Here is a 23,725-nt window from a genome sequence, read left to right as displayed (position 1 = left end):
CCGCCGAGCCGGTCTGCCGCGGCGGCCCACCGAGCCGGTTTGAACCCGGCGGCCCGCATGCGCCGTGCCCGGTCGGACCGGGCACGGCGCACCAAGCGCGGGTGTGGCGGCGCGGGCGCGGCGCGCCAATCGCGGGCGCAACAGGCGCGAGCGGACGCGGCTACTTCGCGGACGCCCGCTTGGAGGCGGCCGTGCTCTTGGCCGCCGCCTTCTTGGCCACGGTCTTCTTCGCCGCGGTCTTCTTGGCCGCCGTGCTCTTGGCGGCGGCCTTCTTGGCGGGCGCCTTCTTATTGTTCGCGCCGCCCTTGCGCGCGGCGGGCACCGTCGCGTCGCTCACCCGGTCGCCCAGCATGTCCCGCAGGAACTTCCCGGTGTGGCTGGCCGGGACCGAGGCCACATCCTCCGGGGTGCCCTCGGCGATCACCAGACCACCGCCGCTGCCGCCCTCGGGGCCCATGTCCACGACCCAGTCGGCCGTCTTGATCACATCGAGGTTGTGCTCGATGACGATCACGGTGTTGCCCTTGTCGACCAGTCCGGAGAGCACGGTGATCAGCTTGCTGATGTCCTCGAAGTGCAGACCGGTGGTCGGCTCGTCCAGCACATACACCGTGCGGCCGGTCGACCGCTTCTGGAGCTCGCTCGCCAGCTTGACGCGCTGGGCCTCACCGCCGGAGAGGGTCGGCGCGGGCTGCCCGAGCCGGACATAGCCCAGCCCGACCTCGTTGAGGGTGCGCAGATGACGGGCGATGGTGGGCACCGCCTCGAAGAAGTCCAGCGCCTCCTCGATGGGCATGTCCAGCACCTCGGCGATGGACTTGCCCTTGTAGTGCACCTCCAGGGTCTCCCGGTTGTAGCGCGCGCCATGGCAGACCTCGCACGGCACATACACATCCGGCAGGAAGTTCATCTCGATCTTGATGGTGCCGTCACCGGAGCAGTTCTCACAGCGGCCGCCCTTGACGTTGAAGGAGAACCGGCCGGGCTGGTACCCGCGGACCTTGGCCTCCATCGTCTCCGCGAACAGCTTGCGCACATGGTCGAAGACGCCGGTGTACGTCGCCGGGTTGGAGCGCGGGGTGCGGCCGATGGGCGACTGGTCGACATGCACCACCTTGTCGACGAGATCGTCGCCCGCGACCCGGGTGTGCCGCCCCGGGACCGCCCGCGCGCCGTTCAGCTCACGGGCCAGATGGGTGTAGAGGATGTCGTTGACCAGCGTGGACTTACCCGAGCCCGAGACACCGGTGACGGCGGTTAGCACCCCCAGCGGGAAGGACACATCGATGTCCTGGAGGTTGTTCTCCCGCGCGCCGTGGACCGTGAGATGCCGCTTGGGGTCCACGGAGCGACGCGTCGACGGCAGCGGGATGGCCCTCTTGCCGGAGAGATAGTGCCCGGTCACCGACTCCTGGTTGACCAGCAGCTCGCTCAGCGGCCCGCTGTGCACCACCTTGCCGCCGTGCTCACCCGCGCCCGGACCGATGTCCACCACCCAGTCCGAGGTCTTGATGGTGTCCTCGTCGTGCTCCACGACGATCAGGGTGTTGCCGAGGTCGCGCAGCCGCACCAGCGTCTCGATCAGCCGGTGGTTGTCGCGCTGGTGCAGGCCGATGGACGGCTCGTCCAGGACGTAGAGCACACCGACCAGACCGGAGCCGATCTGGGTGGCCAGCCGGATGCGCTGGGCCTCGCCGCCGGAGAGGGTGCCCGCGGCCCGGTTGAGCGAGAGGTAGTCCAGGCCGACGTCGACCAGGAACCTCAGCCGCTCGTTGACCTCCTTGAGGACCCGCTCGGCGATGGTCTTCTCGCGCGGGCTGAGCCGCATGGCGCGCAGGAACTCGGCGCATTCGCTGATCGACATCGCCGAGACGTCCGCGATGGACTTGTCCTGCACGGTGACGGCCAGGACGATCGGCTTGAGGCGGGTGCCCTCACAGGTGGGGCAGGGCACCTCGCGCATATAGCCCTCGAACCGCTCCCGGCTGGTGTCGCTCTCCGCCTCCGAATGGCGCCGCTTCACATAGGGCACCGCGCCCTCGAAGGCCGTGGTGTACGCCCGCTGGCGGCCGTAGCGATTGCGGTAGCGGACCTCGATCTGGGTCCGGTGGCCGTTGAGCAGGGCCTTCTTGGCGCGCTGCGGAAGCCCGGCCCAGGGGATGTCCGTACGGAAGCCGAGGGCGTCGGCGAGCGCGCCGACCAGCCGCCCGAAGTAGTCCTTGGTGTGGCCGTGGGACCAGGGGTGGATGGCGCCCTCGTCGAGCGACTTCTCCTCGTCCGGGATGATCAGCTCGGGGTCGACCTCCATCCGGGTGCCGATACCGGTGCAGTCCGGGCAGGCGCCGAAGGGCGAGTTGAAGGAGAAGGTGCGCGGCTCCAGTTCCTCGAAGGACAGGTCGTCGTACGGGCAGTACAGATGCTCGGAGAACATCCGCTCCCGCTGCGGGTCGTCCTCGTCGAGGTCCACGAAGTCGAGGATCACCATGCCGCCGGAGAGGCCGAGCGCGGTCTCCACCGAGTCGGTCAGCCGGCGCTTGGCGCTCTCCTTGACGGTGAGGCGGTCCACGACCACCTCGATGGTGTGCTTCTCCTGCTTCTTCAGCTTCGGCGGATCGGCCAGGTGGACGGTGGTGCCGTCCACCCGGGCGCGGCTGTAGCCCTTGGTCTGGAGATCGGAGAAGAGGTCGACGAACTCCCCCTTGCGCTCGCGCACCAGCGGGGAGAGCACCTGGAAGCGGCTGCCCTCGGGGAGCTCCAGCACCCGGTCCACGATCGCCTGCGGCGACTGGCGGGCGATCGGACGGCCGCATTCGGGGCAGTGCGGCTTGCCGATACGGGCGAACAGCAGCCGGAGGTAGTCATAGACCTCGGTGATGGTGCCGACCGTCGAGCGCGGGTTGCGCGACGTCGACTTCTGGTCGATCGACACCGCGGGGGACAGGCCCTCGATGAAGTCCACATCGGGCTTGTCCATCTGCCCCAGGAACTGGCGGGCGTAGGAGGAGAGCGACTCGACGTAGCGGCGCTGCCCCTCGGCGAAGATCGTGTCGAACGCGAGGGACGACTTGCCCGACCCGGACAGCCCGGTGAAGACGATGAGCGAGTCGCGAGGAAGGTCGAGTGAGACGTTCTTGAGGTTGTGCTCGCGAGCGCCACGAACGATGAGACGGTCGGCCACGCCGGTCGGCACCTTTCTTGAGAGAGACGGGGTGCGCCGAGCCCGCTCACGGGGCGGCCCTGCCGGACGGAGCAGAGGCGGAGCGGAGCGAAACCCCCAACCCAGGGTATGGGGGCACGACGACGATGTCTTAAGGATGCAGCACACCGAGCCTATAGCACGCACATTCGATTTGCCGGGCGCGGGAGCCGACTTCACCCGATCGTGTGGTGCGCACTACGGTCGGGTCATGACCGACTACACCCGGGACGCCCTCGCCGTACAGCAGGCGACGGAACGGCTGCTGACCGCCGTCGCCGCCCTCGACGACGCGACCCTCACGAGCGCTTCGGCACTCCCCGGCTGGACCCGCGGCCATGTGCTGGCCCACCTCGCCCGCAACGCGGACGCCTTGGTGAACCTTCTCACCTGGGCCCGGACCGGTGAAGAGACACCGATGTACGCCGACGCGGAGACGCGCGACGCCGAGATCCGGCGCGATGCCGTCCGTCCGCTCGCCGTCCATCTGGACGATCTGCGCACGAGCGCCACCCGCTTCGACTCGGCGGTCGCCGCGCTGCCCCCGGAGCGCCTGCCGTACGAGGTGACCCTGCGCGGTGGTGTCCGGGAGCGGGCCGCCGGGCTGCCGCTGCGCCGGCTCGCCGAGGTCGAGCTGCACCATGTCGATCTCGGTATCGGCTACACCGTGGCGGATCTGCCCGCCACGTTCGTCGAGAGCCAGCTCACCGTGCTGCTCGGTACAAGGTTCGGCGGGCACCCGGATATTCCCCCGCTGCGGCTGGTCACCGGGTCCGACGGAGAGGAGGTCCGGCACACCGGCCGCCCCGCGGCCCCCGGGGAGTCCCCGGTCACCGTCACCGGCTCCCCCGCCGCCCTGCTGGGCTGGCTCACCGGCCGTACGGACGGCGCCGAACTCTCCTGCCCCGGCGGTCCCCTGCCCGTCATCCCCGCACTAGGCTGAGGCCATGACCTACAGCGGAGTGGTGACGGTCGGCGGACCGGCGGACGTGCATGAACTGCCCGATCTCATGATCTCGAAGGTCGCGGTCGGCCCCATGTCGAACAACGCCTATCTGCTGCGCTGCCGGGCCACCGACGAACAGCTGCTGATCGACGCCGCGGCCGAGCCGCACACCCTGCTCTCCCTCATCGGCGACAGCGGGATCGCGTCCGTGGTCACCACCCACCGCCACCCCGACCACTGGGGCGCGCTGCGCGAGGTGATGGAGGCCACCGGCGCCCGCACCTACGCGGGCCGCTACGACGCGGAGGGCATCCCCGCGCGGACCGATGTGCTGGTCGAGGACGGCGACACGGTGCGGGTCGGCCGGGTCGAGCTGACCGCCCGCCATCTGGTCGGCCACACTCCGGGCAGCATCGCCCTGATCTACGACGATCCGCACGGCCATCCGCACGTGTTCACCGGCGACTGCCTCTTCCCGGGCGGCGTCGGCAACACCCGTAAGGATCCCAAGGCGTTCGAGAGCCTGCTCAACGACGTCGAGACCAAGCTCTTCGACCGGCTTCCGGACGAGACCTGGGTCTACCCCGGCCACGGCGACGACACCACCCTCGGCGCCGAGCGCCCGCACCTCGGGGAGTGGCGCGAGCGCGGCTGGTAGCGGCGCGTAGCACCCCCGGTGGTGCGCGCGGCCGATAGTGGCCCCAGCAGTGCGCGCGGCGGCAGCGGCCCCGTGGTGTGCGCGGCTGACAGCGACGCGCATACGCCCCGGAGCGCCGCGCGCCTCCGTACGCCCCGTGACCCCTGACGGGCCGGGGCGGTTGTCGCGTCATGCAGCATGACCGCTCTCCGTCCATGGCCCGCCTCGCCGCCGCGTCCCTGGCCGGCACCGCGATCGAGTTCTACGACTTCTTCGTCTACGGCACGGCCGCGGCCCTCGTCCTCGGCCCGCTGTTCTTCCCCACCTTCTCGCCGCTGGTCGGCACCCTCGCCGCCTTCGGCACCTTCGCCGCCGGCTTCGTCTCCCGGCCGCTGGGCTCGATGCTCTTCGGGCCCATCGGCGACCGCCATGGACGCCGGCCGGTGCTCATCGCCTCACTGCTGCTCACCGGCCTCGCGACCGTGGCCGTGGGCTTCGTCCCGACCTACGACTCGATCGGCGTCGCCGCCCCCGTCCTGCTGCTCGTGCTGCGCTTCCTCCAGGGGCTGGGGCTCGGCGGCGAATGGGGCGGCGCGGTGCTGCTGACCGCCGAGCACGCTCCCGCGGCCAAGCGCGGGCTGTGGTCGGGCTTTCCGCAGATCGGCCCGTCCATCGGCTTTCTGCTGGCCAACGGCACGATGCTGGCCCTGTCGGCCACGCTGAGCGAGGGCGAGTTCCGGTCCTGGGGGTGGCGGGTGCCGTTCTGGGGCGCGGGGCTGCTGGCGGGCGCCGGGCTGCTGCTGCGGGCCCGGCTGACGGAGAGCCCGCGGTTCCGGGAGCTGGCCGAGCGCGGCGACCGGGCCGCCGCGCCACTGGCCGAGGTGGTGCGCGGCCACTGGCGGCTGGTCCTGCTGACCGCGGGCGGGCTCGCGGTGGGCTACGCCGTCTTCTACGCGGTCACGACCTGGTCGCTGGCGTACGGCACCGAGCGGCTCGGGGTGGGGCGCACCACCCTGCTGGGCTGCGTCATGGCAGCCGTGGCGGTCACCGGCGCCGTGACGCCCCTGGCGGCCCACCTCGGCGACCGCTTCGGGCGGCGGCCGCTGTGCCTGGCGGGGTGTGTGGCCATCGTGGTGTGGATGTTTCCGCTGATCGCGCTGTTGCGCACCGGTGAGCCGCCGCTGATGTTCCTCGGCTTCCTGGGCGCGCTGCTCGCCTTCATCGCCATGTTCGCCGTGACCTCGGCCTATCTGCCGGAGCTGTTCGAGGCACGGGTGCGCTGTACGGGGGCGGCGCTCGGCTACAACCTCGCGGGCGTCCTCGGCGGGGCGCTCACGCCGATCGTCGCGACGGCGATGTCCCACGGCGACGGCCCGCCCTGGGGCGTCGCCGCGTATCTGACCGCCGTCGCGCTGCTGAGCCTGGGCTGCTTCGCGCTGCTGCCGGAGACACGGCCGACGGCCGACCGCCCGGGTGGTGGACGGTCGGCCGTACGGCCTCTGGAGGCCGGGGAGGCGGCTGTGTGAGCCCGTCTCCCGGGTCCGGGACTCGGATGTCGCCGCGCGCCTTCCGACGCTGCCGGACGCGTCAGGGCGGTGACGCCGCGGGCGCCGTCAGACGTCGACGCTGTCCTTGTCCCGGGCCCGGCCCTCCCCGCTCCCCGCCTCCGCCAGGGCCTGTTTTCTCGAGGCGTACAGACTGGTGGCCGTCGTGACGGCGAGCACCGCGCAGATCACGCCGAGCGAGACCGGGATGCTGATCTCCGGGACATGCACCCCGGACTCGTGCAGTGCGTGCAGCACCAGCTTGACGCCGATGAAGCCGAGGATGATCGACAGCCCGTAGGAGAGGTGGACCAGCTTCCTGAGCAGGCCGCCGATCAGGAAGTACAGCTGGCGCAGGCCCATCAACGCGAAGGCGTTGGCGGTGAAGACGATGTACGGGTCCTGGGTGAGGCCGAAGATCGCGGGTATCGAGTCCAGCGCGAAGAGGACGTCGGTGGTGCCGATCGCCAGCATGACGATCAGCATCGGGGTCATCAGCCGCTTGCCGTTCTCCACGATGAGCAGCTTGGTGTCGTGGTACCGGTCGGTGGACGGGAACCGCTTCTCGACCGCCTTGAGCAGCCGGTTCTCCTCGAACTCCTCTTCCTCCTCATCGGCCCGCGCCTCCTGGATGAGCTTCCAGGCCGTCCAGACGAGGAACGCGCCGAAGATGTAGAAGACCCAGGCGAAGGTCGAGACGATCGCGGCGCCGGCGGCGATGAAGACCGCGCGCAGCACCAGGGCGATGAGCACGCCCACCATCAGGACGCGCTGCTGGTAGATCGTGGGCACGGCGAACTTCGCCATGATCAGGACGAAGACGAAGAGGTTGTCGACGCTCAGCGACTTCTCGGTGATGAAGCCCGCGAAGAACTCGCCGGAGGGCTTGCCGCCCGCGAAGACCAGCAGCCCGAGCCCGAAGAGCGTGGCGAGGGCGACCCAGACGCCGGTCCAGATCGCGGCCTCCTTGATGGAGACCTCATGCGGTTTTCGGCCGCCTATGAAGAAGTCGACGGCGATGAGGGCGCAGAGGCCGACGATCGTCAGCCCCCACATGGTCACGGAAACGTCCACTGTTCCTCCGGCATTCGTACGGCAATCTCAGCGTCGTCGCTGCCGGAGGTCTCTTCCGCCCATGGACCGTGCCGTGGACCGGTGCCCCGGGATTCCGTCCGGCCTCCTGGTGCCGGACGGAATCCGTGGTGACGGGAACACCGCTACAGGAGTACTCCCCTCCGCGTACAAGAGAGTACAGGAATTCCCATGGGAGAGTAAAGAGATGGGCAAAAGCCCTGGTCAACTGCCATACGACTGGCGGGCCCTCGCGGCCCTCCCCACCTCCCCCAGCACCTGGCCCAGCACCCGGCTGCCCGGCGGCACCAGCGACGGCTCGTACGTCCACGCATGGCCCACCCAGGGGTCGGCGAGGTGGTCCTCGGCCACCGGGGTGAGCCGCAGCAGCGACCGCCACAGCGGGTCCAGCACCGGGCCGTAGGCCCGTGCGTCCTCGCGGTCGGCGACCATCATCAGATGCACGCCCACCGAGGGCCCCTCGTCCGCCAGATAGCGCAGCTGGGTGACGGCCCGGTCGTCGAAGCCGTGCGGGAAGTCATGGACGATCAGCAGCTGCTCGGCGGTGTCCAGGTCGGGCGGCAGCGCGTCCGTGGCACCGCTGCGCACCGCCATCTGCACCAGGTCGACGCGCTGGGTCAGCGCGGCGAGCACCGAGGAGACCCCCTGGGCCCCGGCCGCCGGGGGCTCGGCCAGCGCGCCCGACTCCACCAGCGGGGCGAACGAGCCCGCGGCCGAACCCGCCGGGTCGATCACATGCACCGAGAACTCCCCCGCCGGATAGACGGCCAGCAGCCGTGCGGCGATCGCGACCGCCGCGTCCGCGGCCAGCCTGCGCAGCTCACCGGAGTCGACCGCAACCTCGTCGTACGCGCCCGAACGGCCCGCGTCGATCCACAGCCCCCGCTCCAGCGGCAGCCGCACCAGCATGGGGATGCGCAGATCGGGGCGCTCCGGGAGGTGCAGATCGCCCAGGCGCACGGCCATCGGGATCTCCATCGGCACCTGGTACGCCTGCCAGACCGGGCTGTCCCAGCGGGCGTAGGCGGGCGGCAGCGCGGGCTCCACCACCTCGGCCTCGGCGGTGAGCTGCCGCAGATCGCGCTCCAGAGCCTCGCGGGCCTGCTCGACGAGGTCGGTGTACTTGTCCCGCGCCTCGGCGCGGGCGGAGTCGGCGGCCGGCCCCACCCGGGTGCGCGGATCGGAGAGCACCCGGTCCAGCTCCTGCTCCATCCGGGACTCCGCGAAGTCCACCGCGCTGCGGTAGGCCGCGGTGGTCCGGGCCAGATCCTCGAACATCCCCCAGACCTGGTTGTAGAGCCGCTCGTCCATGGTCCAGCCGGAGGCGTCGCCCGCGACCGGCTGGGCGGGGTGCCCGGGCGCGGCGGGCGGTACGGCGGGCGGGGGCGTGGGCGGTGCGGCCGTACGGCGGCCCGGGTGCTGGTAGTCGATGGGCCCTCCGGCGGGGGGCGTGTCCTGCGACTGCTGCGGCGGGGTCGGCGGCTTGGCGGGGGCCGGGTCGGTGCCGCCGCCCGCGGCGGCCGTGCGCACCCGGCCGTCACCCTCGGGGCGGGGCGGGGGCTGGGCGACCGAACGGGCCATGCCCCGCGCCACCGCCTCCTCGATCCGCGCCGCGAGGTCGGTGCCCTGTTCCAGCCCCTGGTCGTGCAGCATGGCGGCCAGCCCGCCCGCGTACCCCTGGCCGACGGCGCGCACCTTCCAGGCGCCCTGTCTGCGGTAGAGCTCCAGGGCGGCCACCGCGGACTCCGTGTCCAGATCGGTGACGGTGTAGCGGGCGATCTCGGTGCCGTCGAGGCCGGTGACGGCGACGAACGGCGCGGCCATGGCGCCGAACCGGGCCGGGCCGCCGACGCCGGTCGGCAGCGCGAGCAGCACGGTCACCCGGTGGATGTGCTCGGGCATCGCGTCGAGGTCGATGGCGAGCCGGTGGGCGGCCGCCGCCTGTTTGGGCACCTCGATCCCGGCCAGTTGGGGCGAGGCGGGATGCGCGACCCATTCGGCGCCGTGCACCGTGCCCCGCTCATCGCCGAGTGTCGCCCCGGCCACGATCGGATTGCCCGCAGAGATCCGGATCTCCAAACGGGTCTGGGGCAGGGGGTGGTTCTGCCCTCGGACCAGCTCGGCCGCCATGGCTGCGTCCCCTCGTTGTGTTTCCGCTGTGTGCCGTATGTGTGTGGTGGTGCGGTGAGCGCGTCGGCCCGGCGAGCTCTGCTCAACCGGGCCGACGCGCTCATCTGGGCGGTACGCCTTTACAGATGCGGCAGGATATGCGGCATCAGGTCCTGGAAGGTGCGGCCGTTGGCCGGCTCGCCGACCGCCTTCATCTGCCAGGAGTTGCCCGCGCGCTGGACCGTGGCCATGATCTGGGCGGTGTACTGCCCGCCACCGGTGAGGGTGTAGCGGGCGAGCTCCTGGCCGTTGGTCTCGTCCACCAGCCGGCAGAACGCGTTCTGCACCTCGGCGAAGGTCTGGCCGGTGAAGGAGTTCACGGTGAAGACGATCTTGTCGATATGGACGGGCACCCGCTGGAGGTCGACCAGGATCGCCTCGTCGTCGCCGCCCTGACCGGCGCCGCCCACGAGGTTGTCACCGGTGTGGCGGACCGAGCCGTCGTCGCTCACCAGGTGGCGGAAGAAGACGACATCGGTCGGCTGCTTGTCCGCGAAGAGAACGGCCGACGCGTCGAGGTCGATCTCCCGCGTACGGGAGCCGAACAGCCCGCGGCGGGGCGCTGCCTGCCAGCCCAGCCCCATCCGCACCGCGGTCAGGGTGCCCCCGTCGGCCTTTTGCAGGCTGATGGCCTGTCCCTTGGACATGTTGACCGTCACGCGCTGTCCCTACTCTCGTCTCTCGATTCCCCGTGGCCGCCGCGGGTGTGCGGCCGTGGCCGCGCCGTGTGCACGGCCCTTCCGAAAACCCTATGCACTGCCGCCGGGGCTCCGGCCCGACGAGCGGGCTTTGTGTCGGTCTTGCAACACAGTGGGGGTGCCGGCCCCGCCCGGTGCAGGCGCGGGCGCCCCGGTGGAGAGCCGGGGCGCCCGGACGTCAGGAAACTCCGGCCTCCCTCATCTGCCGCAGCTCCTTCTTCAACTCCGCCACCTCGTCGCGCAGCCGTGCCGCCACCTCGAACTGGAGCTCCGCCGCCGCGGCCCGCATACGGTCGGTCATCTCCTCGATCTGCTCGGCGAGCTGGGCCGCGGGCCGGTCGGTCAGCACCGCCTCCTTGGCCTTGCCCTTGGCTGCCTTACCGCCCTTGGCCGCCTTGCCACCGGCCGCCGGCTCGGCCGCCTTCGCGGGCTTGCCGTCCTTCGTCTTGCGGTAGCCGGTGCCCAGCAGCTGCTCGGTGTCGACGTCCTCGCGGGCGATCTGGGCCACGATGTCGTTGATCTTCTTCCGCAGCGGCTGCGGATCGATGTTGTTGGCCTTGTTGAACGCGATCTGCTTCTCGCGGCGGCGGTTGGTCTCGTCGATGGCCTTCTCCATCGCCGGGGTGACCTTGTCGGCATACATATGCACCTCGCCCGATACGTTACGGGCGGCACGGCCGATGGTCTGGATCAGCGAGGTGCCCGAGCGCAGGAAGCCCTCCTTGTCGGCGTCGAGGATGGCGACCAGCGAGACCTCCGGGAGGTCGAGGCCCTCCCGCAGCAGGTTGATGCCCACCAGCACGTCGTACTCACCGGCGCGCAGCTCGCGCAGCAGCTCGACCCGGCGCAGGGTGTCCACATCGCTGTGCAGATAGCGCACCTGGATGCCCAGCTCGAGCATGTAGTCGGTGAGGTCCTCGGCCATCTTCTTGGTGAGGGTGGTGACCAGGACGCGCTCGTCCTTCTCGGTGCGCGTGCGGACCTCATGGATGAGATCGTCGATCTGACCCTCGGTCGGCTTGACGACGACCTCCGGGTCGACCAGGCCGGTCGGGCGGATGATCTGCTCCACGAAGCCATCGCCCCGGGAGCGCTCGTACGGCCCCGGAGTCGCGGAGAGATAGACGGTCTGATCGACGCGCTTCAAGAACTCCTCCCACTTCAGCGGGCGGTTGTCCAGGGCGGAGGGCAGCCGGAAGCCGTGCTCGATCAGGGTGCGCTTCCGGGAGGCGTCGCCCTCGTACATCGCGCCGATCTGCGGCACCGTGACATGGGACTCGTCGATGACCAGGAGGAAGTCCTCCGGGAAGTAGTCCAGCAGGGTGTGCGGCGGGGAGCCGGGCTCACGGCCGTCGATATGCAGCGAGTAGTTCTCGATGCCGGAGCAGGTGCCGATCTGCCGCATCATCTCGATGTCGTAGGTGGTGCGCATCCGCAGCCGCTGGGCCTCCAGCAGCTTGCCCTGCTTCTCCAGCCGGTCCAGCGTCTCCGCGAGCTCGGCCTCGATCCCGGCGATGGCCCGCTCCATGCGCTCGGGCCCGGCCACATAGTGGCTGGCCGGGAAGACATAGAGCTCCTGGTCGTCACTGATCACCTCGCCGGTGAGCGGGTGGAGCGTGGAAAGCGCCTCGATCTCGTCGCCGAACATCTCGATGCGGACCGCGAGCTCCTCGTAAACCGGGAAGATCTCGATGGTGTCGCCGCGGACCCGGAAGGTGCCCCGGGTGAACGCCATGTCGTTACGGGTGTACTGAATATCGACAAAGCGGCGCAGCAGCTGATCGCGGTCGATCTCGTCGCCGATCTTGAGCGGCACCATGCGGTCCACGTACTCCTGCGGCGTGCCGAGGCCGTAGATACAGGAGACGGATGCCACGACGATCACGTCACGCCGGGTGAGCAGCGAATTCGTCGCCGAGTGACGCAGCCGCTCCACCTCCTCGTTGATCGAGGAGTCCTTCTCGATGTACGTGTCCGACTGCGGGACGTACGCCTCCGGCTGGTAGTAGTCGTAGTACGAGACGAAGTACTCGACTGCGTTGTTCGGCAGCAGCTCGCGGAACTCATTGGCCAGCTGGGCGGCCAGCGTCTTGTTCGGAGCCATGACCAGCGTGGGCCGCTGGAGCTTCTCGATCATCCACGCGGTGGTCGCGGACTTACCGGTGCCGGTCGCGCCGAGCAGCACGACATCCTTCTCACCTGCGCGGACACGCCGGTCGAGGTCGGCGATGGCGGTGGGCTGGTCACCGCTGGGCTGATAGGGGCTGACGACCTCGAAGGGCGCCACCTTGCGTTCGAGCTGAGTTACGGGCCGCATGAAACCAACGGTACGACTCGCCACCGACAACGGCGGGGCACTCCGGTTCGCCGCCCGCTCGCCGCCCGCTCTCCGCCATCTCCGGCCGGATTCGGACGATCATGCGCATGATGTCGCCCGAGGCACGAATTTTCCGTCCATCCGATATCTATCCCCGGCTGGCACACATCTGGGACCCTCTGCCCGTCCATGAGTCAGACGAGAGTCAGACGATGCGAGGAGTCCGTATGCAGATCCGCCCGGCCGCCGCGTTATCCGGCGCGCTCATCGGGGTGTCCGCGCTCTTCCTCCCCACAGCCACTGCCTCGGCCCAGGCCACCGCCCAGACCCACCACCACACGGTCACCGTGGCCCATCGAGGGGCCTCGGCGTACGCCCCCGAGAACACCCTGGCCGCCGTCGACGCCGCCGACGACCTGGGGATCGACTGGGTGGAGAACGACGTCCAGCGCACCAAGGACGGCGAGCTCATCGTGATGCACGACACCACGCTGAGCCGGACCACCGATGTCGAGCAGGTCTTCCCGGACCGCGCGCCCTGGAACATCTCCGACTTCACCCTCGACGAGATCGAGAAGCTGGACGCCGGAAGCTGGTTCGGCCCGGAGTTCCAGGGCGAGACGGTGCCGACCCTGGATGAGTACATGGACCGGGTTTCGGACAACCACCAAAAGCTCTTGCTGGAGCTCAAGGCCCCCGAGCTCTATCCCGGGATCGAACGCCAGACGCTGCGGGAGCTGCGAAGAGAGGGCTGGCTGGACCACCGGCACAAGCGCCGGCTGATCATCCAGAGCTTCAGCGCCGACTCCGTGCGGTCGGTCCACCGGCTGCGGCCGGACATCAAGACCGGCTTCCTGGGCACCCCGGCCGTCGCCGACCTGCCGGACTACGCCGAGTTCTCCGACCAGATCAACCCCAGCTACAAGACCATCGACGCCGGCTATGTGGCCGCGGTGCGGGCGGTGGACGGGGCGCACGGCAAGCCCCTGGAGGTCTACACCTGGACCGTGAACGACGGCCCGGCGGCGGTCTCGGTGGCCGGCATGGGCGTCGACGGCATCATCACCAACAAGCCCGATGTGATCAGGGACGCCCTCGACGACGCCTCGTGATCCACGGCTCCCCGGACGAGGCGCCCCGCCGGCCGGCCGGCGGGGCGCTGTCGGTGGTGGGTTCTACGCTGAAGGCGTGATGAGCGCGGAGCGGCAGACACAGCGGGACCCTCGGCAGCGGCCGGAGCCGGAGCGGCGGGACGCGCGCGCCTGGGCCTGGGCGGTCCGGGCCACGCCCATCGGCCCGCTGCTGCTCGCGGCCACGGACGAGGGGCTGGCCCAAGTGGTCTTCCACGCGGAGGAGAAGACTACGGCCGAGGCCGTCGCCAGGCTCACACGCCGCCTCGGCGCCGAGCCCATGGCCGTGTCCAGCGCCGTGCCCGGCTCCGTGCCGTCCGCCGACTCCGGCACCGCGGAGTCCGCGGAGTCCGCCGACTCCGCGAACTCCACAGACTCCGCCGACTCCGCCGGCTCCGCACCGGTGCCTCGCTGCGCCGGGCATCTCGCCGAGGCGATCCGGCAGGTGGAGAGCTATTTCGCCGGGGACACCAAGGCGTTCACCCTCTCCCTGGACTGGTCCCTGACCGCCGGCTTCAACCGCAGGGTGCTGCGCGAGCTGGCCGCCCATGTCCCCTTCGGCACGGTCGTCGGCTATCAGGACCTCGCCGACCGGGTGGGCGAGCCGGGCGCGGCCCGCGCCGTCGGCGTGGCCATGGGGAGCAATCCGCTGCCGGTCGTGGTGGCGTGCCACCGCGTGGTCGAGAGCGGAGGGGGCATCGGCGGCTTCGGCGGCGGGCTGGAGACCAAGCGCACCCTGCTGGCCCTGGAGGGCGTTCTTCCGCAGCCGCTCTTCTGAATCGTTTTCCCGGCCGGGACGGAAATATCTTGTTCCTGAATTCCTCGGCCGTCTTGTGGCGCTTGCCTATCACCCTTATCTTAGGAGCGCCCATCGCCCTGCCTTTCTGTCACCAGCCGGGCATGGGGCTCTCATTGCGTTCTGCCGTACGCACCGTACCGCGCGATAACGCTCTTCCGTTCTTCAGCTCTTCCCGTTCCACCGATCTTCGGTTCCGCCTGCCCTTCCCGCCCTTCTCGGCCCTTCTCCGCTCTTCCCTGCTCTTCTCCGCTCTTCCCGCTCATCGGAAATTCATCGCTCAACTACGTCCCCACAAGTGATCGAATTGGAGAGCCATGTCCGGTGTTCTGCTCGCGGGCGGCGCGGCCGCGGCGTTATTCGCCTCGGCCCTTTCCGCCCAGGGTGTTTCCTCGGCCCCTGATGGGCCGCCGGAAAAGATCCAGATCAGCGTCAAGACGGTGAACGGTTCGGGCTGCCCCAAGGGCACCACCGCCGTGGCCGTCGCCGCCGACAACTCGGCGTTCACCGTGACCTACAGCGACTATCTCGCCCAGGTCGGCCCCGACGCGGATCCAATCGACATCCGTAAGAACTGCCAGCTCAGCCTGGGCGTGCATGTACCGCAGGGGTTCACGTACGCCATCGCCCAGGTCGACTACCGGGGCTATGGCCATCTCGAAAAGGGCGCCAAGGGCACCGAGAAGGCGAGCTACTACTTCCAGGGCTCGGCGGACACCGCGTCGCGGACCCATGAATTCAGTGGTCCGTACAACGACAACTGGCAGACCACCGACAGCACCGACTACAGCGCCCTGGTGTGGGCCCCCTGCGGCCAGGACCGCAACTTCAACGTCAACACCGAGCTGCGGGTCGGCGCCGGCACCTCGCCCGCGGGCACCACCAGCTTCATGGCCATGGACTCGACGGACGGCGGGGTCAACACGATTTACCACCTCGCCTGGAAGGAATGTCCTTCCGCCGTCCGGTAGTCCGAGAGTGCGGTAAATCCACCATCGAATGGAGAATCATGCCCGGTGTTCTGTACGCAGGCGGCGTGGTCGCGGCGTTATTCGCCTCGACGCTCACTTCCCAGGCATATGCACAACCCCCGTTCGACACCGTGCCGCCCGACAAGATCGTGATCACGGTCGCGACCGTGAATGGTTCGGGCTGTCCGGCGGGCACCGCGGCGATCGCCGTCTCCCCCGACAACACGGCCTTCACCGTGACCTACAGCGAGTATCTCGCCCAGGTGGGCAAGGGAGCCAAGCCGACGGACTTCAGAAAGAACTGTCAGCTGAGTCTGGTCATGCATGTACCACAGGGCTTCTCCTACGCCATCGCCAGTGTCGACTACCGTGGTTTCGCCCATCTGGAAAAGGGCGCGTCGGCCACCCAGAAAGCCTCGTACTACTTCCAGGGGCAGTCGCAGACCTCGTCCAACACGCATGAGTTCACGGGCGCCTACGACGACAACTGGCAGGCCACCGACACATCCGATATCGCGACCGTGGTGTGGTCGCCCTGCGGTGAACTCCGCAACTTCAACATCAACACCGAGTTGCGGGCCAACGCCGGAACTTCCGACACCAAGGAAACGACCAGCTTCATCGCCATGGACTCGACGGACGGCGATGTAAGCACCACCTATCACTTCGCCTGGAAGGAATGCCCGCCGGCCGAGAAGTGACCTCCTGGCACTTCTCCGGAGATGGCCTTCCGCGCACCGCCCGGAGCGCACCGCCCGGAAGCGTACTTCGGCTACCCCTCCGGGCGGTGCCATGCCGGATGCCGGGGATTGTCCATCCGCACCACCACATCGGCCGCCTCACCGGGCCCCACCTCGTCCTCGTAGCGCGCGAAGGCCGGCAGGGTCCAGCGCTCGTCCTCCTCGGTGCGGCGGGCGAGGGCGGCCGGGGAGAGCCGCAGATGCACCGACAGATCGAACGGGAACCAGTGCCCCAGCAGCAGCAGGCCGTGCAGCAACAGCACCCCGCCCCGCGGAAGTTCGGCGTACGGGCTGCGTGTGGCCCGGTCGGCCACCGGATCCCACAGGTCGGGGAGGACCCGCCCGGTGCCGCCCGGCCCCGCTTCCAGAGGCCCGAACACCTCGCGCCACAGGGCGCCGGTGTCCAGCCAGCGGTCGTAGTACGCGTCGGGGTCCCGCTTCCCGTATTCGTAGCGCAGTGAGGCGGGCCGCCAGAAACCCGACGACGCGACCGCCAGCACCGGGCGCCCCCGGATCCGCAGCGCCTCCGACAGATCCCGGGCCAGTTCGGCGGTGGGCGCCGCCGGAGCCCCGTCGACCGCCACCCTCAGCCAGGGGCTGCCGTCCGCCGCCGTCAGCCCGGCGATGCGGTCGGCGGTCGCGTCGGTCAGCCGTTCCCAGGTGATCGCTTCGAGCCGCACGCCCCCCATCATGCCGTGGGCCTCCCGGCCCGGGCCTCGGGCCCCGGCCCCACGGTCCGGCGGGAGGTACTCTCCGGCCATGGCATCTCAGATAGCGCTGCTCCGCGGCATCAATGTGGGCGGGAACAGGAAGTTCCCCATGGCGCGGCAGCGTGAGCTGATGGCCGAGCTGGGCTTCGAGGACGTCACCGTCCACCTCCAGACCGGCAATATCGTCTTCGCCGACCCCAGTACCCCGCCCGAGCGCACGGCCCGCACCCTCCAGGACCGCTTCGCCGCCGACCTCGGCTTTCCCGTGGACATCATGGTCCGTACCCGCGATGAGCTGGCCGCGGCGGTCGGGGCCAACCCCTATCCGGAGGCCGCGGCCGAGCCCAGGACCCTGCATGTGGTCTTCCTGGCGGCCGTGCCCGCGGACACGGCCGCGCTGGACGCGCTGGACCCGGCCGCCTACGCCCCGGACGAGTTCCGCCTCATCGGCCGCGAGATCTTCCTGCGCTGCCCGGACGGAATCGGCCGCTCCAAGCTGGCGGCGAAGGTCGCCAACGCCCGGCTCGGCGTGCCGGCCACCGCCCGCAACTGGAACACGGTCACCAAGCTGCTGGCGCTGGCCGACGGCTGAGACGTTTCCTCAACGCGAAGCGAGAAGCACCCTCCCCGAGGCGCGTCTCCGCCGCGAGAGGCCGCTGTCTCCGGGCGCGCCCGCTCGGACTGCTCAGCTCCAGCCGTACCGCTGCCGCAGCCGTATCACCACCAGGTCGAAGCGCGGCCGGTCGAGCGCACACGCCTCGCGCCGCATCCCGTCCGGATGCACCCGCAGCACCCGGTCCAGATCGACCCATGACGCCCGGCCGGCCCGGTCCCACGGCCCGGAGCCGATCGCCACCCATTCGCGGTCGTCATGGCGCTTGCTCGACAGCTGCACGGCGAGCAGTGTCCCGCCCCGCTCGCGCGCGACCACCAGCACCGGCCGGTCCTTGCCTCGGCCGTCGTTCTCCTCGTACGGCACCCATGTCCAGACGATCTCCCCGGGGTCCGGGTCCCCGTCCGGATCGGGTGCGTACTCCGTCCGTACCCGCCCGACCTGGCGCGGATGAGCCTCGACGGTGGCGGCGGGACCGCTGCTTCCGGGAAGCGCGGCGCCGTCCTCCGTCCCCTGCGTTCCGTTGAATGGCCTGATCACGCGCGACACGTTAACCCGTCCGCGAGGGGCGATGACATGGCGGCCCCCTCGGCGTGGAAGAGGCAAGTACGTGCCCGATGTTCTCGACCCACTGGCGGAGCTGGTCAAACGGCGCCATGACCCGGTCGTCGTCCAGACAGTGCGCTCCACGGCAGCCGCGACCATCGCGTACGTCGTCGCCCTCAGACTCAGCAAGGAACCGGCCCCGCTCACCGCCCCGCTCACCGCCCTCCTCGTCGTCCAGGTCACCCTCTACGCGACCCTCACCGCGAGCGTCCGCAGGGTCGAGGCCGTGATCGTGGGCGTCCTGATCGCCATCGCCTTCAGCGTGCTGGTGGGGCTGACCTGGTGGAGTCTGTGCATGATCATCCTCGCCGCCCAGACCGCCGGATATCTGACGCGGGTGGGCGACTGGGTCCAGGAGGTGGCGATCAGCGCCATGCTGGTCCTCGGCGTGGCGCAGGTGACCACCTACGCCTGGGACCGGGTGCTGGAGACCCTGATCGGGGCCGGGGTCGGGATGGCCTTCAACTTCTTCCTCGCCCCTCCGGTGTGGGTCGAGACGGCGGGCAAGTCCATCGAGGACCTGGCCCGCCGGATGCGTCAGCTGATGCTGCACATCGGCGAGGAGCTCGGCAGCCATGTCGCCGTCGACCACGCCGCCGCCCGGCTCTACGAGGCCCGCCGACTGGACCACGACGTCGCCCAGGTCGACGCCGCCCTCCGCCAGGCGGAGGACAGTGTGCGGCTCAACCCCCGCGTCAAGGAGGGTCTCCTCTACCGCGTGGTGCTCCGCACCGGTCTGGACACGCTGGAGATCTGCACCGTCATCCTGCGCGTGATGACCCGCACCCTGACCGACCTCGCCAAGGCGCGGACGGACGAGCCCCTCTTCCCCGAGGACGTGGCGGATGCCCTCAAGGACCTCTTCACCCATCTCTCCGCCGCCGTCGAGAACTTCGCGATCCTGGTCACCACGCAGGTCAGCGCCAACGCCGAAGAGGCCGAATCGCGCCTCTCCAGCGAACTCGTCAAGGCCCACGTCAGCCGCGACCGCGCCGCCGACCGCCTGCTGCGCCGCGTCCAGGAGCACCCTCGTCAGTGGCAGCTGCACGGTGCCCTGCTCGCGGAGATCGACCGCATCCTCGACGAACTCGACATGGAGCAGCGCTCCAAGCGCCTCATGGAAGAGCTCGACCGCAGCACCCGCGAGAAGCACGAGCGCTTCCCCTACCTCCACAAGATCCAGCGCCGGCTCCGGCGTGGCCGCAAGGAGGGCTCCACACCCTTCTGAGCGGGGCGCCGCCGCGGCCCACGCACGCCGTCCCCGGGGGCGCGGTCAGCCGAGCGGGTAGCGGTCGCGGGGGAAGACCACGTCGTCGTAGGGCTCGTACGGCTCCACGGAGCGGTGGAACTCGGAGGCGAAGTCGTCGGCGAGCTCGGCGATCGTGCCGCGGCCCTCGATCCGGGCCAGCCAGGACGGCGGGAGGCGGAGGTCGCCATGGTGGGCGCCGAGGAGATTTCCGCAGATCGAGCCCGTCGAATCGCTGTCGCCCGAGTGGTTGACGGAGAGCAGCAGGGCCGCCTGGACGGGGGTGCGCCGGGGCGCCGGATCGTAGCTGATCTCGCCGCCGGGGCCGTAGTGGGCCCGCTGGGCGGGGGTATGGGCCAGGGCGCTGTAGACCGCGATGGCCAGCGCCTCCTCGGCGACCCAGCCGCCGCCGAGCCACTCGGCCTTCTCGGGGGTCGGATCGCCCTCGGCCGCCAGATCGACCGCCTTGCGGAGGGCGGCGGAGGTCTCCTCATGGCGGGGGTAGCGGGCCAGCAGCTCCAGGGCGCGCAGGGTCGCCCCTTCGAGGGACTCGCCGTCGAGCAGGCACGCGATCATGGCGGCCAGGGCACCGGCCGCGTAGTAGCCCGTGGGATGGCCATGGGTGATCTGGGCGCAGCGGGCGGCGAGTTCGAAGCAGTCGCGCGGGTCCAGCCCGGTGAGGCCGAACGGCGCCGAGCGCATCACGGTGCCGCAGCCCTTGGAGCCGGGGTTCACCGGGCCGGGCGTGCCGTCGAGAGGGGCCCGCGGGGCGGGGACATGCTTCTCGGTGAGGCCGGAGAGACAGGCGTTGCCGGGCGCGCGGCGGGCGTACAGCCAGGGCTGGGTGCGCAGCCAGCCGGTGCGGACCAGGTCCCCGGTGCCCTGGGCGGGCGGCGGGGCGGGGTGGTTCTGGGTGTCCAGCCAGCGCAGATAGGCATGGCGGACGGCGGCGGTCTCGGACCCTTCGACGCCCTCCGACGAGGATTTGGCGTGCGCCCGTATCAGCCCCTCCGCCGTGAAGAGCGTCATCTGGGTGTCATCGGTGACCAGGCCCGCGACCCCGCCGCCGTCCGGGACGAGGGTGGTGACGCCCTCGCCGCCATGGGTCTCTCGGATCGCGCCCAGGGAGAGGAACTCGATCGGATTGCCGAGGGCGTCGCCGATCGCCCCGCCCAGCAGGCAGCCGCGGATCCGGGCCCGCTTGGCGACCGTTTCGTCCCATGACTGGCGGATCACTGGCAGCTCCTCATCGTCCTGGTCCCGCGCCGTCCCGTGCGGATGCTCACGACATGATCTCAGGTGTCGGGGAGCGCCCCTCGGCGGTAGATTCGAGGGGGCGGAAACGGGAGAAAGCGGTCGAAAACGGGAGATGCACTGTTATGCCGACGCGGCTGATCCGAACGGGTGATGAACCCCTGCACGCGCGCAGCCCACTGCGGATGCGGCTGGGGCTGGCCACGTGGGGACTGCTCTGGACGCTCGGCGGCGCGGTGGCCTTCGCGGTCGTGGGACGGCCGGGATGGGCGGCCGCGTGTGGAGCGCTCGCCGTCGTCACGCTGATCGACCTGGTCCTGGTCATCCGGCACATCCGGCAGGGACCGCACTACCAGCCCGGCCGGGATGTGCCACCGTACGCACCCGTCGCCGAGCGCGGACGGAACCGCGGGCGGCGCCGGACACCATAAGGGCGCGGGCACCATGGGGCGCGGGCACCATGGGGCGCGGGCGCCAGAGGACGCGGGCACTTATAGGGCGCGGACACCCTGTGGGGTCCGGACGCCGTAAGGCGCGGACGCATCGCGGCGTCCGCGCCTCGCCCATCCGTCCCTTCAGCCCATCCGTCCCCTCAGCCCTTGTCGCCGAACCGGGCCGCCTCGACGAAGTCCGGCCGCGGGTCGAGCGCCGCGGCCAGACGGAAGTGGCGGGTGGCCTCGGCCGGGCGGTTGGCCCGCTCCAGGGTGCGGGCCAGGGCGAAGTGGGCGAAGGCGTTGTCCGGCTCCCGCTCCAGGACGAGCTGGAACTCCAGCTCCGCCGCGCGCAACTGCGCCGCGAGGAAGAACGCGCGGGCCCGGAGCAGCCGGGCCGCCGTGTTCTCCGGATGGGCGCTGATGACCGAGTCGAGCAGCTTCACGGCGCCCCGCGGGTCTCGGGCGGCGAGCAGCTGCTCCGCGGCGCGGTAGTCGATGACATGAGTCTCGGGCGTGGGCTCGGGCACAGCCGTTTCCTTCCCCGGGTACGTGCTCGGTGATGAGGCGGTGGATCGGGTGAGGGGATGGGATGAACCGTCACGGATGATCGTTCGCTACCGGGGCACAACAATCGCCCCCCACGCCGCATTCCCCGCCACGGGCCCCCGCACGCTCCGCGCGGCGCCCCGGCTCGGCCCCGCCATGCTTGGCGCGCAACGCGCGCCGGTCAGCTCCGCCAGGCTCCGCGCCGCACCCGTACGGTCCGGGAAAGATCCACGGCGCGCCCGTACGCTCCGGGAAGGCTCCATGCCGCGTCCCGGCCGGTCCCGGAAAGCTCAGCCCTCCGCGTCGGCCGCCCGTCGCACCAGATCCGCCCAGACCTTTCCGACCTGGGGCTCCAGCGCCTCGATCGGGCCATTGTTGTCGATCACGACATCGGCGATGGCCAGCCGTTCCGCGCGGGTCGCCTGCGCCGCCATACGGGCCCGCGCCTCGTCCTCGGCCATACCGCGCAGCCGTACCAGCCGGTCGAGCTGGGTCTCGGGGGTGGCGTCCACGACCATGACCAGGTCATAGAGCGGGGCCAGGTTGTTCTCGGCCAGGAGCGGGACGTCATGGACGACGACGGCGTCGGGGGCGGCCGCCGACTGGAGTTCGGCGGAGCGGTCCCGGACCAGGGGATGGACGATCGCGTTCAGCGCGCTCAGCCGCTCCGGGTCGTTGAAGACGATCGCGCCGAGCCTCGGCCGGTCCAGCCGGCCCTCGCCGGTCAGCACCTCGGGGCCGAACTCGGCGACGACGGCGGCCAGCCCCGGCGTGCCCGGTTCGACCACCTCGCGAGCGATCCGATCGGAGTCGATCAGCACCGCTCCCAGGGAGGTCAGGATCCGTGAGACCTCGCTCTTGCCCGCGCCGATTCCGCCAGTGAGCCCCAGGTTCAGCATGGGGCCCACGCTATACGGCGTGTCGGCGGGGTCATCGCTCAGGCTCCGCCCTCGCCCTCCCGCTCGGCGAGGAACCTTTCGAACTCCGCCCCCAGTTCATCCGCCGAGGGCAGTTCGGCCGACTCCGCCACGAGATTGCCGCGGCTCTCGGCCCCGGCCACCGCGTCGTACTGGTGCTCAAGGCCCCGTACGAGCGCGACCAGCTCCTCGTCGCCCTCCGAGATCTGCCGCTCGATCTCCTCCTGTGTCCTGAGGGCCTCGTTGCGCAGGACGTGTGTCGGCCCCGGCAGGACCAGACCGGTGGCCGCGGTGATGGCCTCCAGCGCGGTGAGCGCCGCGTCCGGATAGGCCGACCGGGCCAGATAGTGCGGCACATGCGTGGCGATGCCGAGCACATCGCGGCCCGCCTCGGCGAGCCGGTACTCGATCAGGGACTCCGCGCTGCCGGGCACTTGGGCCTCGTCGAAGTAGCCGCGGTGACCCGGCGTCAGGTCGGTGCGGTTGCCGTGCGGGGTGATGCCGACCGGCCGGGTGTGCGGCACGCCCATCGGGATGCCGTGGAAGTTCACCGCGAGCCGTACGCCCAGCCGCTCGACGATCTGGCTCACGGCCGCCGCGAACCGCTCCCACTCCACATCCGGCTCCGGCCCGGCGAGCAGCAGGAACGGGGCCGCGGTCGCGTCGCGCACCAGATACAGCTCGATCTTCGGGGTCTCGTACGCCGTCCACCGGTCGCGCTGGAAGGTGAGCAGGGGGCGGCGGGCCCGGTAGTCGACCAGCCGGTCATGGTCGAAGCGGGCGACGACCTTGCGTGGCAGGCCGTCGAGCAGCCGCTCGACGATCTGGTCCCCGGTCTCGCCGGCATCGATATAGCCGTCGAAGTGGTACAGCAGCACCAGCCCGGCCGAGTCCCGCGAGGCTATCGCGTCGACCTCCGCCAGCCCGCTCGGTTCCCATGTGTACAACTCCTGCGGATCATGCACTGTGACCGCTCCTCCTTGTGTTCGCACCGAATAACACCGAATGGAGGCGGGGTCATTCCCCGAGCGGGATCTTGGCCGGCTCCGTGGCCGTGAAACGCGTTCCGGAGGGGCCCACTTGGGCGAACGGCACACGGCCCGATCTCGACGTCGGCGCACTTCGCGGGGTTGACGCGCATATGGGGCGCGCCTATCTTCGCG

The 23,725-nt window shown here is 70.4% G+C and carries 21 protein-coding genes; 10 read left to right on the top strand and 11 right to left on the bottom strand.

What is annotated here, in order from left to right:
• Nucleotides 1–160: 160 nt before the first annotated feature.
• Nucleotides 161–3,178: an excinuclease ABC subunit UvrA gene (gene uvrA / locus AB0E24_RS19105; RefSeq protein ID WP_079257217.1), complete on the bottom strand. Its 3,018-nt coding sequence runs from the start codon at nucleotides 3,176–3,178 to the stop codon at nucleotides 161–163.
• Nucleotides 3,179–3,407: 229 nt separating this feature from the next.
• Between uvrA and AB0E24_RS19100 the strand changes: the two genes are divergently transcribed.
• From AB0E24_RS19100 to AB0E24_RS19090, 3 genes are all read left to right on the top strand, one after another.
• Complete coding sequence (locus tag AB0E24_RS19100; protein WP_069869976.1) at nucleotides 3,408–4,139, top strand: maleylpyruvate isomerase family mycothiol-dependent enzyme; 732 nt, start codon at nucleotides 3,408–3,410, stop codon at nucleotides 4,137–4,139.
• A gap of 4 nt (nucleotides 4,140–4,143) precedes the next feature.
• On the top strand, nucleotides 4,144–4,800 hold the full coding sequence (locus AB0E24_RS19095) for an MBL fold metallo-hydrolase (protein ID WP_069869977.1): 657 nt from the start codon (nucleotides 4,144–4,146) through the stop codon (nucleotides 4,798–4,800).
• A 194-nt stretch (nucleotides 4,801–4,994) separates the two neighbouring features.
• Nucleotides 4,995–6,305, top strand: a complete 1,311-nt coding sequence (locus tag AB0E24_RS19090) for an MFS transporter (RefSeq protein ID WP_359378499.1) — start codon at nucleotides 4,995–4,997, stop codon at nucleotides 6,303–6,305.
• Between the two features lie 87 nt (nucleotides 6,306–6,392).
• Here AB0E24_RS19090 and AB0E24_RS19085 read toward each other — a convergent pair whose 3' ends face one another.
• The 4 genes from AB0E24_RS19085 to uvrB form a co-directional block, all read right to left on the bottom strand.
• Nucleotides 6,393–7,397, bottom strand: a complete 1,005-nt coding sequence (locus tag AB0E24_RS19085; RefSeq protein ID WP_069869980.1) for a TerC family protein — start codon at nucleotides 7,395–7,397, stop codon at nucleotides 6,393–6,395.
• 222 nt (nucleotides 7,398–7,619) lie between these two features.
• Nucleotides 7,620–9,545 (bottom strand): TerD family protein, encoded by a 1,926-nt coding sequence (locus tag AB0E24_RS19080; protein ID WP_359378365.1) that lies wholly within the window; start codon nucleotides 9,543–9,545, stop codon nucleotides 7,620–7,622.
• A 119-nt stretch (nucleotides 9,546–9,664) separates the two neighbouring features.
• A complete protein-coding gene (locus AB0E24_RS19075; RefSeq protein WP_069869984.1) occupies nucleotides 9,665–10,243 on the bottom strand; it encodes a TerD family protein in 579 nt (192 codons plus the stop codon).
• Between the two features lie 217 nt (nucleotides 10,244–10,460).
• Nucleotides 10,461–12,599, bottom strand: a complete 2,139-nt coding sequence (gene uvrB / locus AB0E24_RS19070; protein ID WP_232637132.1) for an excinuclease ABC subunit UvrB — start codon at nucleotides 12,597–12,599, stop codon at nucleotides 10,461–10,463.
• A gap of 227 nt (nucleotides 12,600–12,826) precedes the next feature.
• Here uvrB and AB0E24_RS19065 point away from each other — a divergent pair, with 227 nt between their 5' ends.
• The 4 genes from AB0E24_RS19065 (at nucleotide 12,827) to AB0E24_RS19050 (ending at nucleotide 16,197) form a co-directional block, all read left to right on the top strand.
• Entirely contained in the window at nucleotides 12,827–13,711 is an 885-nt protein-coding gene (locus tag AB0E24_RS19065; RefSeq protein WP_359378361.1) for a glycerophosphodiester phosphodiesterase, read from the top strand.
• A 79-nt stretch (nucleotides 13,712–13,790) separates the two neighbouring features.
• Nucleotides 13,791–14,507, top strand: coding sequence for a methylated-DNA--[protein]-cysteine S-methyltransferase (locus AB0E24_RS19060; RefSeq protein WP_435865299.1), 717 nt, complete (start codon nucleotides 13,791–13,793; stop codon nucleotides 14,505–14,507).
• A gap of 335 nt (nucleotides 14,508–14,842) precedes the next feature.
• Entirely contained in the window at nucleotides 14,843–15,496 is a 654-nt protein-coding gene (locus AB0E24_RS19055) for a DUF4360 domain-containing protein (protein WP_069869990.1), read from the top strand.
• 38 nt (nucleotides 15,497–15,534) lie between these two features.
• Entirely contained in the window at nucleotides 15,535–16,197 is a 663-nt protein-coding gene (locus AB0E24_RS19050; protein ID WP_069869992.1) for a DUF4360 domain-containing protein, read from the top strand.
• Nucleotides 16,198–16,268: 71 nt separating this feature from the next.
• On the opposite strand, the gene AB0E24_RS19045 is transcribed toward AB0E24_RS19050, so the two are convergent.
• Complete coding sequence (locus tag AB0E24_RS19045; RefSeq protein WP_359378354.1) at nucleotides 16,269–16,916, bottom strand: nucleoside/nucleotide kinase family protein; 648 nt, start codon at nucleotides 16,914–16,916, stop codon at nucleotides 16,269–16,271.
• Nucleotides 16,917–16,995: 79 nt separating this feature from the next.
• On the opposite strand from AB0E24_RS19045, the gene AB0E24_RS19040 reads away from it, so the two are divergent.
• A complete protein-coding gene (locus AB0E24_RS19040) occupies nucleotides 16,996–17,538 on the top strand; it encodes a DUF1697 domain-containing protein (RefSeq protein ID WP_359378351.1) in 543 nt (180 codons plus the stop codon).
• A gap of 93 nt (nucleotides 17,539–17,631) precedes the next feature.
• On the opposite strand, the gene AB0E24_RS19035 is transcribed toward AB0E24_RS19040, so the two are convergent.
• The gene (locus AB0E24_RS19035; protein WP_173963313.1) at nucleotides 17,632–18,099 is read right to left on the bottom strand and encodes a type II toxin-antitoxin system PemK/MazF family toxin; all 468 of its coding nucleotides are present in this window, start codon (nucleotides 18,097–18,099) and stop codon (nucleotides 17,632–17,634) included.
• Nucleotides 18,100–18,169: 70 nt separating this feature from the next.
• On the opposite strand from AB0E24_RS19035, the gene AB0E24_RS19030 reads away from it, so the two are divergent.
• On the top strand, nucleotides 18,170–19,393 hold the full coding sequence (locus AB0E24_RS19030) for an FUSC family protein (RefSeq protein ID WP_079257224.1): 1,224 nt from the start codon (nucleotides 18,170–18,172) through the stop codon (nucleotides 19,391–19,393).
• Nucleotides 19,394–19,438: 45 nt separating this feature from the next.
• On the opposite strand, the gene AB0E24_RS19025 is transcribed toward AB0E24_RS19030, so the two are convergent.
• A complete protein-coding gene (locus tag AB0E24_RS19025; protein WP_359378347.1) occupies nucleotides 19,439–20,647 on the bottom strand; it encodes an ADP-ribosylglycohydrolase family protein in 1,209 nt (402 codons plus the stop codon).
• Nucleotides 20,648–20,790: 143 nt separating this feature from the next.
• Here AB0E24_RS19025 and AB0E24_RS19020 point away from each other — a divergent pair, with 143 nt between their 5' ends.
• Complete coding sequence (locus tag AB0E24_RS19020; RefSeq protein WP_173963312.1) at nucleotides 20,791–21,096, top strand: DUF6343 family protein; 306 nt, start codon at nucleotides 20,791–20,793, stop codon at nucleotides 21,094–21,096.
• A gap of 161 nt (nucleotides 21,097–21,257) precedes the next feature.
• On the opposite strand, the gene AB0E24_RS19015 is transcribed toward AB0E24_RS19020, so the two are convergent.
• The 3 genes from AB0E24_RS19015 to AB0E24_RS19005 all read right to left on the bottom strand — a co-directional run bounded on the left by AB0E24_RS19015 (nucleotide 21,258) and on the right by AB0E24_RS19005 (nucleotide 23,527).
• Nucleotides 21,258–21,626 carry a tetratricopeptide repeat protein gene (locus AB0E24_RS19015; protein ID WP_069870003.1) on the bottom strand — a complete coding sequence of 123 codons (369 nt, stop codon included), beginning with the start codon at nucleotides 21,624–21,626 and terminating at the stop codon, nucleotides 21,258–21,260.
• Between the two features lie 309 nt (nucleotides 21,627–21,935).
• Nucleotides 21,936–22,544, bottom strand: coding sequence for a dephospho-CoA kinase (coaE, locus tag AB0E24_RS19010; protein ID WP_069870255.1), 609 nt, complete (start codon nucleotides 22,542–22,544; stop codon nucleotides 21,936–21,938).
• Between the two features lie 38 nt (nucleotides 22,545–22,582).
• Nucleotides 22,583–23,527, bottom strand: coding sequence for a PAC2 family protein (locus AB0E24_RS19005; protein WP_359378343.1), 945 nt, complete (start codon nucleotides 23,525–23,527; stop codon nucleotides 22,583–22,585).
• Between the last annotated feature and the right edge of the window lie 198 nt (nucleotides 23,528–23,725).

Origin of the sequence: Streptomyces malaysiensis subsp. malaysiensis, from assembly GCF_040653035.1 — a bacterium.
In the GTDB taxonomy this organism is placed as follows: domain Bacteria; phylum Actinomycetota; class Actinomycetes; order Streptomycetales; family Streptomycetaceae; genus Streptomyces; species Streptomyces malaysiensis.
This window is presented reverse-complemented; position numbering and strand designations above follow the sequence as displayed.